We start from the raw sequence: 9,886 nt of genomic DNA on the forward strand, positions 1-9,886 counted from the left end.
CGACCGGTCGGGCGGCACCCTATAGGGCTGCGATCACAGCATCTTTTCAAGGCCGACGGCCTTGCTGACCCAGGCGTTGAACCGTCGCCACATCCCGCCAGGCTCGGACGTCAGTATCCGCTGCTTGCCGTCTTCTTCAGTCACCCACACCAGTTTGTCGCCCCGCAACTGCGGCTGATAGCTCAGCGCCGGGGCCATACCCTGCACCGCCAGCGCGCGCGTGTATTCGGCCAGTTCCGGGCTGTCCACCAGCACACCGACTTCGGTATTCCACAGCACCGATCGCGGGTCGAAGTTGAACGAACCGATGAAGGTCTTGCGCCGGTCGAACACGATCGCCTTGCTGTGCAGGCTCGAATCCGAACCGCCATGGAAGCTCAACCGCCCGGCACTCGGGTCACCCGGCTGGCGGCGTAATTCATACAGCTTCACGCCATGTTCGAGCAGCGCCCGGCGATACGGCGCATAGCCGCCGTGCACCGCAGGTACGTCGGTCGCTTCCAGCGAGTTGGTCAGCAGTTTGACCGAGATGCCGGCATCGGCGTTGTGGGTCAGGTACAGCAAGCCCGATTCACCGGGCACGAAATACGCCGACACCAGGATCAGCTCGTGGCGAACGTTGTTCAGGTCGGGGGCCAGTTGCTGGGTCAGCAACAGTTGCGGGTCTGGCTCGTCATTGGCCAGGACCTTGCTCGGCGCATCCCACAGGGCCTGGCTGTGTGCCCAGATCAACTCGTTGCGCCACACATCCAGGCGCGGCTGCGACTGGTAGGCCATCAAGCGGTCATACAAGGCCTTGCGTCGCGTACGCGCCTCGGCCAGGGAAACTTCCAGGCGATGGCGGCTGGCGTGCAGGTCGTGGGCATCGGGCTGGCGCCAGAGGAAATCGCCGATCGGGCGGCTCAGGGCGCTGTTCCAGTACTGGTCGAAACTGTGGCCAAGTTGTTCGGCCACCGGGCCCACGCCCAGCAGGTCGATGTCGGTGAAGTTGAGGTTGGGTTCGGCATCGAAGTATTCGTCGCCCAGGTTGCGCCCGCCGACGATGGCCATGCTGTTGTCCACCAGGAACAGCTTGTTGTGCATGCGCCGGTGCTGGCGCGACAGGTTGAACAAGCGGCCTACCGCGCGCGTCACCCCGGTGCTACGCCCCAGGTGCAACGGGTTGAAGACGCGAATCTGGATGTTCGGGTGGGCGTCGAGGGTACCCATGATGGTGTCCAGGCCGTCGCTGGTGGTGTCGTCGAGCAGAATGCGCACGCGCACGCCGCGGTCGGCGGCACGCAGCAGTTCATGGACCAGCGCACGGGTGCTGAGGCCGTCATGAACGATGTAGTACTGCAGGTCGATGCTGGCCTGGGCGTTGCGGATCAGCTCGGCGCGCGCGCGAAATGCCTCGTTGCTGTTGGGCAGCAAACGAAAGCCCGAACGGCCCTCGTAGGGCGCAGCCTGGCGCAGCACCGAGCGGCCGAAGGCTGAGTCTTTGGCCGGCAGCGCCTGGCTGACTTCGCGGGGGATGTCGACGCTTGCGCAGCCTGCGAGGCCGCACAATAGCGTCAGCAGAAGCGGCAGAGCTCGCTGCAATCTCAAGGTAAGCGTGTCCTGTACAGCAAAGGCCTAAGGGGTTGGACCATGGTGGGCGGCGCAAAGTTACGCGCAGGCGTCGTCCTGATCCAGTAGACGAAGGGCGGTTTCACCCACTTTGCGCACGGCGGCCTCGATTGACGGCGTAGGCAGGGCCGCGAAGTTCATGCGCAAGCAGTGACGAAACTTGCCCGAGGCCGAGAAAATGCTGCCGACCGCGATCTGTACACCTTGCTCCAGTAAAGCGCGGTTCAGCCGCAGCGTGTCGAAATGTTCAGGCAGTTCGACCCACAGCATGAAGCCACCCTGGGGCCGGCTGACACGCGTGCCCGGCGGGAAGTAACGGGTCACCCAGTCGCTCATCAGGTCGCGGCTGCGTTGGTACTGGCTGCGCATGCGCCGCACGTGAGGCTGGTAATGGCCGGCTTTGATGAAGTCGGCGATGGCCAGCTGGGGCTGGCTGGCGGTGCTGCCGGTGCTGATGTACTTCATGTGCAGCACCCGCTCCAGGTAACGCCCCGGCGCTACCCAGCCGATGCGCAGGCCGGGTGCCAAGGTCTTGGAGAACGAACTGCACAGCAATACACGGCCGTCCTCGTCGAACGACTTGAGGGTGCGCGGGCGCGGGTAGGTATAGGCCAGGTCGCCGTACACATCGTCTTCGAGAATGGCCACGTCATAGCGCTGGGCCAGGCTGAGCAAGGCCTTCTTGCGTGCCTCGGGCATGATGTAACCCAGTGGGTTGTTGCAGCTCGGGGTGATCTGGATGAGCTTGATCGGCCACTGCTCCAGGGCCAGCTCCAGTGCTTCGAGGCTGATGCCGGTGACCGGGTCGGTGGGGATCTCCAGTGCCTTCATGCCCAGGCCCTTGAGGGTTTGCATGGCGCCATGAAAGCTGGGCGAGTCGACCGCAACGATGTCGCCTGGCTCGCACACGGCGCGAATGCTGCAGGACAGCGCCTCATGGCAGCCGGTGGTCACCACCAGGTCCGCCGGGCTCAGGCGGCAGCCGGAGTCCAGCGTCAGGCGGGCGATCTGCTCGCGCAGGGCCAGGTTGCCATGGATGTTGTCGTAGTAGAGGCCGGGCATGTCCTGGCGCCGGCTCAGCTGGGCGAGGCTGCGCAGCAGCGGCTTGAGGGTCGGGCTGTTGATGTCGGGCATGCCGCGCCCCAGCTGCATCACATCCTGGCGTGGGGTGCTGCGGACCAGTTCCAGCACCTGCTCCCACTGGGAGATGTCCACGGGGCGCTGGGCCGGGCGGCTGACGGCGGGCAGGGCAGGGAGGTGGCGGCCTTCGCTGACGAAATAGCCGGATTTGGGCCGCGGCGAGACCATGCCGCTGTCTTCGAGCATGCGGTAGGCCTGTTGCACGGTGCTCAGGCTGACCCCGTGCTCCACGCTCAGGGCACGCACCGAGGGCAGGCGCTGGCCGGGGCGATACAGGCCCTGTTCGATACGGGCGCCGAGCAACTCGGCGAGGTTGAGGTAAAGCGTCACGGCATACTCCAGTGCCGCTGAGCTGCAGCGACCAGTACAGTTGCGCTGAAAATACAGCATTCACCCGTCGATTCGCCAATTCTGTATGGGAATAATAAGCCGCTATTGGATCTGTATTGTCATCAGTGCCGACGCGCATGCTTGCTTCACGGTATCAACTGATCGGGAGAACGCAGCGATGGGTGGCATGAGCGATGTGCGCTTGCAACTGATGGCCAAGGAGCTGGAAACCGGGCAGCACGCCAAGGTCTTCAATGCGCCGGCAGGCCTGAGCCGTTGGGGGCTGATGCTGCACCGCTGGCACACCCGCAGGGCCTTGTTGCAACTGACCGATGATGAATTGCGCGATGTCGGGCTGAGCTGGGAGCAGGCCCGAGAAGAGGGGCGTAAGCCATTTTGGAGGGATTGATTGAGGGCTACGAAGTGCATGGCTTGAGGGTGATGGTGGGGCGGAAATCGAGCGCCACCATCACCCTCAAGGCATGCTCCGCCTCACATCACCTAAACCAATTCCTTGAGCCGGTGCCAGAGCATCCCCAATGCCAGCAGTGGCGAGCGCAGGTGCTTGCCGCCCGGGAAGGTGATGTGCGGCACCTTGGCGAACAGGTCGAAGCGCCCGCTCTGCTGGCCGCTGATGGCCTCGCCAAGCAGGCGCCCGGCCAGGTGGGTGGCGTTGAGCCCATGGCCGGAATAGGCCTGGGCGTAGTAGACGTTCGGCTGGCTGGCCAAACGCCCGATCTGTGGCAGGCGGTTGGCCCCGATGCCAATCATGCCGCCCCATTGGAACTCGATGCGCACATCGGCCAATTGCGGGAATACCTTGAGCATCTTTGGCCGCATGTAGGCGGCAATGTCTTGCGGGTCGCGGCCGGAATAGTGGCAGGCACCGCCGAACAGCAGCCGCTGGTCGGCAGACAGCCGGTAGTAATCCAGCGCCACGCGCTGGTCGCACACGGCCATGTTCTGCGGCAGCAGCGCGCGGGCACGCGCGTCGCCCAGGGGCTCGGTGGCGATGATGTAGCTGCCGGCGGGCAGCACCTTGCCGCCCAGCTCGCGATTGAGGCCGTTGTGGTAGGCGTTGCAGCACAGTACCAAGGTCTTGGCACGGACCCGGCCTTGAGCGGTGTGTACCTTGACTTCGGGGCCGTACTCGATGCGCGTGACCTCTGACTGCTCGAACAGCCGCACGCCAAGGCGGCTGGCCACGGCCGCTTCGCCGAGGGCCAGGTTGAGCGGGTGCAGGTGGCCCGAGCCCATGTCGATCAGGCCGCCCACATAGCGGTCGGAGCCGACCACGCTGTGAATATCGTCTTTCGCCACCAGACGCAGCGCGTGGCGATACCCCAGGCTGCGCAATGCTTCGGCCTCTTCGGCAAAGCCTTGCAGCTCGCCAGGTTTGTTGGCCAGGTCGCAGTAGCCCCAGGTCAGGTCGCAGGCGATGTTGTAGCGCTCGACCCGCTCGCGGACGATCTCCACGGCCTCCAGGCCCATCAGCTTCATGCTGCGCACGCCTTCCTCGCCGATCACCGGGAGGAACTGCTCCAGGCCATGGCCGACACCGCGGATCAATTGCCCGCCGTTGCGCCCGCTAGCGCCCCAGCCGAGCTTGCGGGCTTCCAGCAGGATCACCGAGAGGCCACGTTCAGCCAGTTCGATGGCGGTGTTAAGGCCTGAATAGCCACCGCCAATGATGCACACGTCGGCGCTGTGCTCGCCTTGCAGGAAGGCATGATCGGCGTGTGGCGCGCTGCTGGCGGCGTAATAGGAAGCGGCGTGCTGCGCGCTATGGATCATGGGGCAGGTCCTGGGCTTTTGGGCAGAGGAGGGAGGATAAGCCGGGGTCGGAAGGTGGGCAACAAGGCGAGAGCCGCGTCCGCGTTCGCGGTTAAAGCTGCGCCCACAGGGCCGGTGCAATGGGCCTATAATTCACCCCACCTTCTTGCTCTGTACCCGCCATGTCCTGCAACCGCCACAAGATCCACTTCCTGCGCGAACTCATCCCTTCTTTCGAGTGCGAGCCCGGCTGCCACGACTGCTGCGGCCCGGTCACCACCTCGGCCGAAGAAATGGCCCGCCTGCCGCGCAAGACCGAGGCCGAGCAAGCCGCTGCGCTGCAGCACCTGGACTGCGTGCACTTGGGCCCCAACGGTTGCACAGTGTATGAAGAGCGCCCGATGATCTGCCGCCTGTTCGGCACCACCCCACGCATGGCCTGCCCGCGCGGCCGTGGCCCGGAGCAGATGATCGAGCCCGAGGCCGAGCAGCTCGTTCATCAATTCATTGCCACCACCCGCCAGGTGCTGGTCTAGCGTCAGTCCGGAATCGGCAGGCAGAGGCTCTCCTTCACCTCTTCCATCACGATGTAGCTCTTCGACTCGCGCACGTGCGGCAGCTTCAGCAGGATGTCGCCCAGCAGCTTGCGGTACGACGCCATCTCCGAAATACGCGCCTTTACCAGGTAGTCGAAATCGCCCGAAACCAGGTGGCACTCCAGCACATGGGGCAGCTTGAGCACCGCACGCCGAAACTCCTCGAAGGTGTCGCCAGACTTGTAGTCCAGGCTGATTTCGACGAACACCAGCAAGCTGCCCTTCAGGTGCTGCGGATTGAGCCGGGCGTTGTAGCCCATGATGATGCCCTCGCGTTCCAGGCGGCGGACGCGCTCGGTGCAAGGGGTGGTGGAAAGCCCAACTTTCTCGCCCAGTTCGGTGAAGGAAATACGCCCGTCATTCTGCAGGATCCGCAGTATGTTGCGGTCGATCTTGTCCAGTTCACGCTTGCTCTGGTGCTGGGTTCTCATAGGGGATGCCCCTCCGTGAAAGGCAATATTGCCGAGAATTCTCGCCAAATATAGGCTTTTATATAGTGAATTGCACTGGTCTGTAATTTTTATACTGCGCGCATCCATGCCATTTCAACAAAAGACAGCGGTGCGCCGCGTGCGAGGGATCAACAATGCGAGTTCTGGTACTTGGTAGCGGTGTGATCGGAACCGCTAGTGCCTATTATCTGGCCCGGCAAGGTTACGAAGTGACGGTGGTCGACCGCCAGCCGGCGGTAGCCATGGAAACCAGCTTCGCCAACGCAGGCCAGATCTCGCCCGGCTATGCCTCGCCCTGGGCCGCCCCGGGTGTACCGCTCAAGGCCATCAAGTGGTTGCTCGAACGCCACGCGCCCCTGGCTATCAAGCTGACCGGCGACGTTGACCAGTACCTGTGGATGGCACAGATGCTGCGCAACTGCACCGCCAGCCGTTATGCGGTGAACAAGGAACGCATGGTGCGTCTGTCCGAGTACAGCCGTGATTGCCTCGACGAGCTGCGTGCCGAAACCGGCATCGCTTATGAAGCCCGCACCCTGGGCACCACCCAGTTGTTCCGCACCCAGGCGCAGGTCGATGCCGCCGCCAAAGACATCGCCGTGCTCGAGCAGTCCGGTGTGCCTTATGAACTGCTCGACCGCGATGGCATCGCCCGCGTCGAACCGGCCCTGGCCGGGGTAAAAGACATTCTGGCCGGTGCCCTGCGCCTGCCCAACGACCAGACCGGCGACTGCCAGCTGTTCACCACCAAGCTTGCCGACATGGCGCTGAAGCTGGGTGTGGAGTTCCGCTTCGGCCAGGACATCCAACGCCTGGACTTCGCCGGCGACCGCATCAATGGCGTTTGGATCGACGGCAAGCTGGAAACCGCCGACCGCTACGTGCTGGCCCTGGGCAGCTATTCGCCGCAGATGCTCAAGCCGCTGGGTATCAAGGCGCCGGTTTACCCGCTCAAGGGTTACTCGCTGACGGTGCCGATCACCAACGCCGACATGGCGCCGACCTCGACCATTCTCGATGAAACCTACAAGGTCGCCATCACCCGTTTCGACAACCGCATCCGCGTCGGCGGCATGGCTGAGATCGCCGGTTTTGACCTGTCGCTGAACCCGCGTCGACGCGAAACGCTGGAGATGATCGTCAACGACCTTTATCCTCGCGGCGGTGACCTGAGCCAAGCCAGTTTCTGGACCGGCCTGCGCCCGGCGACCCCGGACGGTACACCGATCGTGGGTGCCACTGCGTTCCGTAACCTGTTCCTGAACACCGGTCACGGGACCTTGGGCTGGACCATGGCGTGCGGTTCGGGTCGCCTGCTGGCAGACCTGATTGCGCGCAAGAAGCCGCAGATCAGTGCCGAAGGCCTGGATATTTCCCGTTATGGCAACAGCCGGGAAGCCACCAAGCAAGGCCAGACCGCGCCCGTGCATCAATGATTTGAAGGCCTGCGCTGGCCTCTTCGCGGGGTTACCTGCGAAGAGGCAAACACCGTTATTAAACTGAACCACCATAAGGCATGCCGCCATGCGTCCCGCCCGCGCCCTGATCGACCTCCAGGCCCTGCGCCACAACTACCGCCTTGCCCGTGAACTGACCGGCGCCAAAGCCCTTGCTGTGATCAAGGCCGATGCCTACGGCCACGGCGCGGTGCGTTGCGCCCTGGCACTGGAGGCCGAAGCCGATGGCTTTGCCGTGGCCTGCATCGAAGAAGCGCTGGAGCTGCGCGCAGCTGGCATCAAGGCGCCGGTGCTGTTGCTCGAAGGCTTCTTCGAGGCCAGCGAACTGGCCCTGATCGCCGAGCACGACCTGTGGTGCGTGGTGCATTCGCTGTGGCAGCTTGAAGCAATCGAAAAGACCCAGGTGCACAAGCCGCTGACCGTCTGGCTGAAGCTCGACAGCGGCATGCACCGCGTCGGCTTGCACCCCAAGGATTATCACGAGGCGTATCAGCGCCTGCTGGCTACTGGCAGCGTCCTGCGCATCGTATTGATGAGCCATTTCGCCCGTGCCGACGAACTGGACGCCGACGCCACCGCCGAGCAGATCGCGGTGTTCGAGGCCGCGCGCCAGGGGCTGGCTGCCGAGTGCAGCTTGCGCAACTCGCCCGGGGTGCTGGCGTGGCCACAGGCGGGTGGCGACTGGGTGCGCCCGGGCCTCATGCTGTATGGCGCCACCCCCTTCGAAGTCGCCCAGGCCGAGGCTGAGCGCCTGCAACCGGTGATGACCCTGCAATCGCGGGTCATCAGCGTGCGCGAGCTGCCGGCCGGCGAGCCGGTGGGCTACGGCGCCAAGTTCATCGGCACGCGGCCGACCCGCGTCGGCGTGGTCGCCATGGGCTATGCCGATGGCTACCCACGCCAGGCGCCCAATGGCACCCCGGTGATGGTCGCGGGCAAGCGCAGCCAGCTGATTGGCCGGGTGTCGATGGACATGCTGTGCATCGACCTGACCGATGTGCCCGAGGCTACCGTGGGCAGCCCGGTGGAGCTGTGGGGCAAGCAGGTGCTGGCCAGCGAGGTGGCTGCCCATGCCGGCACCATTCCGTACCAGATCTTCTGCAACCTCAAGCGGGTGTCGAGGGACTACTGTGGTGAGTAGGTGCGACGAATAAGACGCTGAAGCGGACAGGTTGCAGGGTGGTGTGTTGTAAATACTGAACGGCATTGCCATGATATCGTTCACATTCACCCCCCTCTCTACCCGTTTCAGGAGGCTCCAGCTTTGGACGTCGGCGAACGACTGCAAGCCATCCGCAAGCTCAAGGGCCTGTCACAACGTGAGCTCGCCAAGCGCGCGGGTGTCACCAACAGCACCATCTCGATGATCGAGAAAAACAGCGTCAGCCCTTCGATCAGTTCGCTGCGCAAGGTGCTGAGCGGCATTCCGATGTCCATGGTCGAGTTCTTTTCGGTCGAACTGGCCGCCGAGAGCCCTACGCAGGTCGTCTACAAGGCCCATGAGCTGATCGACATCTCGGACGGTGCGGTGACCATGAAGCTGGTGGGCAAGTCGCACCCCAACCGCGCCATTGCGTTTCTCACCGAGGTCTACCCACCGGGTGCCGACACCGGCGCCGAGATGCTTACCCACGACGGTGAAGAGACCGGCATCCTGCTTGAAGGGCGGCTTGAGCTGGTGGTCGGCAACGAGATTTTCATCCTCGAAGAGGGCGACAGCTACTACTTCGAAAGTACCCGCCCGCACCGCTTTCGCAACCCCTTCAAGGAACCTGCCCGGTTGATCAGCGCCGCAACGCCTTCAAACTTTTGATCCAGCGCAGTGCATTGTTTCGGCAATACCCCTTTCCTGTGTGGGGTCGTTTCACGGCCTCTGGGTTCCCGCTATACTTTTCAACGCTCGCCGATCCGTGGCCGCGAGCGTGATTAGCCACCATGAGGGTGTACGCGTGAACCAAATCAAGAAGATGCTGGCCGTACCAGCAGCCGTATTCGCCCTCTGGGCAATGAGCGCAACCGCTGCAACCAATGACGACATCGCCAAGCGCCTAGAGCCGGTGGGCCAGGTGTGCGTCCAGGGCCAGGAGTGCAAGGGCATGGAGGTGGCCGCTGCGGCGGCTGGCGGCGCTGCCAAGACGCCGGACGACATCATCGCCAAGCACTGCAATGCCTGCCATGGCACCGGCTTGCTGGGCGCACCGAAAATCGGCGATACCGCCGCGTGGAAGGAACGTGCCGACCACCAGGGCGGCCTGGATGGCATCCTGGCCAAGGCCATTACCGGTATCAATGCCATGCCGCCGAAGGGCACCTGTGCCGATTGCTCGGATGATGACCTGATGGGTGCGATCAAGAAGATGTCGGGGTTGTAAGCAGCCGCTCAATTGCATGAGGCCCGCCTTTGATGGCGGGCTTTGTATATGGTGCGCCAGGCATGGCGCGTTGCGCGCTAGCGCAACCAGCTTGGCTGTGGTGGCCACGCTGGTGGCTTGGAGGTGAAAGTCCTCTACACACCCGGCAAGGGGAAGTG

Annotated in this window: 10 protein-coding genes; 6 read left to right on the plus strand and 4 right to left on the minus strand. The window is 63.7% G+C overall.

The features are described 5' to 3' along the window. Window positions 1–33: 33 nt before the first annotated feature. The gene (locus tag HU766_RS09265; protein WP_033702288.1) at window positions 34–1,587 is read right to left on the minus strand and encodes a phospholipase D family protein; all 1,554 of its coding nucleotides are present in this window, start codon (window positions 1,585–1,587) and stop codon (window positions 34–36) included. A 60-nt stretch (window positions 1,588–1,647) separates the two neighbouring features. Next, window positions 1,648–3,078, minus strand: coding sequence for an aminotransferase class I/II-fold pyridoxal phosphate-dependent enzyme (locus HU766_RS09270; protein WP_186655640.1), 1,431 nt, complete (start codon window positions 3,076–3,078; stop codon window positions 1,648–1,650). Between the two features lie 178 nt (window positions 3,079–3,256). Here HU766_RS09270 and HU766_RS09275 point away from each other — a divergent pair, with 178 nt between their 5' ends. Beyond that, entirely contained in the window at window positions 3,257–3,487 is a 231-nt protein-coding gene (locus tag HU766_RS09275; protein ID WP_033702284.1) for a DUF1127 domain-containing protein, read from the plus strand. 92 nt (window positions 3,488–3,579) lie between these two features. On the opposite strand, the gene HU766_RS09280 is transcribed toward HU766_RS09275, so the two are convergent. After that, window positions 3,580–4,872: an FAD-binding oxidoreductase gene (locus HU766_RS09280; protein WP_186655642.1), complete on the minus strand. Its 1,293-nt coding sequence runs from the start codon at window positions 4,870–4,872 to the stop codon at window positions 3,580–3,582. Window positions 4,873–5,033: 161 nt separating this feature from the next. Here HU766_RS09280 and HU766_RS09285 point away from each other — a divergent pair, with 161 nt between their 5' ends. Beyond that, window positions 5,034–5,387: a YkgJ family cysteine cluster protein gene (locus tag HU766_RS09285; protein ID WP_033702279.1), complete on the plus strand. Its 354-nt coding sequence runs from the start codon at window positions 5,034–5,036 to the stop codon at window positions 5,385–5,387. A 2-nt stretch (window positions 5,388–5,389) separates the two neighbouring features. Here HU766_RS09285 and dadR read toward each other — a convergent pair whose 3' ends face one another. After that, window positions 5,390–5,878, minus strand: a complete 489-nt coding sequence (gene dadR, locus HU766_RS09290) for a transcriptional regulator DadR (protein WP_003258963.1) — start codon at window positions 5,876–5,878, stop codon at window positions 5,390–5,392. 155 nt (window positions 5,879–6,033) lie between these two features. Between dadR and dadA the strand changes: the two genes are divergently transcribed. From dadA to HU766_RS09310, 4 genes are all read left to right on the plus strand, one after another. Beyond that, window positions 6,034–7,335 (plus strand): D-amino acid dehydrogenase, encoded by a 1,302-nt coding sequence (dadA, locus tag HU766_RS09295; RefSeq protein WP_033702277.1) that lies wholly within the window; start codon window positions 6,034–6,036, stop codon window positions 7,333–7,335. Window positions 7,336–7,423: 88 nt separating this feature from the next. Continuing rightward, complete coding sequence (alr, locus tag HU766_RS09300) at window positions 7,424–8,497, plus strand: alanine racemase (protein WP_186655644.1); 1,074 nt, start codon at window positions 7,424–7,426, stop codon at window positions 8,495–8,497. Window positions 8,498–8,620: 123 nt separating this feature from the next. Next, window positions 8,621–9,169, plus strand: a complete 549-nt coding sequence (locus HU766_RS09305) for a cupin domain-containing protein (protein WP_033702273.1) — start codon at window positions 8,621–8,623, stop codon at window positions 9,167–9,169. A gap of 154 nt (window positions 9,170–9,323) precedes the next feature. Next, window positions 9,324–9,728, plus strand: a complete 405-nt coding sequence (locus tag HU766_RS09310; RefSeq protein WP_186655657.1) for a c-type cytochrome — start codon at window positions 9,324–9,326, stop codon at window positions 9,726–9,728. The last annotated feature ends 158 nt before the right edge of the window (window positions 9,729–9,886 follow it).

It is taken from the genome of Pseudomonas sp. SWRI77, from assembly GCF_014269105.1.
GTDB lineage: Bacteria > Pseudomonadota > Gammaproteobacteria > Pseudomonadales > Pseudomonadaceae > Aquipseudomonas > Aquipseudomonas capeferrum.

Coding starts and splice junctions, on each gene's coding strand:
- HU766_RS09275 (WP_033702284.1), top strand. CDS start 3,257: ATGGGTGGCATGAGCGATGTGCGCTTGCAACTGATGGCCAAGGAGCTG.
- HU766_RS09280 (WP_186655642.1), bottom strand. CDS start 4,872: ATGATCCATAGCGCGCAGCACGCCGCTTCCTATTACGCCGCCAGCAGC.
- HU766_RS09285 (WP_033702279.1), top strand. CDS start 5,034: ATGTCCTGCAACCGCCACAAGATCCACTTCCTGCGCGAACTCATCCCT.
- dadR (WP_003258963.1), bottom strand. CDS start 5,878: ATGAGAACCCAGCACCAGAGCAAGCGTGAACTGGACAAGATCGACCGC.
- dadA (WP_033702277.1), top strand. CDS start 6,034: ATGCGAGTTCTGGTACTTGGTAGCGGTGTGATCGGAACCGCTAGTGCC.
- alr (WP_186655644.1), top strand. CDS start 7,424: ATGCGTCCCGCCCGCGCCCTGATCGACCTCCAGGCCCTGCGCCACAAC.
- HU766_RS09310 (WP_186655657.1), top strand. CDS start 9,324: ATGCTGGCCGTACCAGCAGCCGTATTCGCCCTCTGGGCAATGAGCGCA.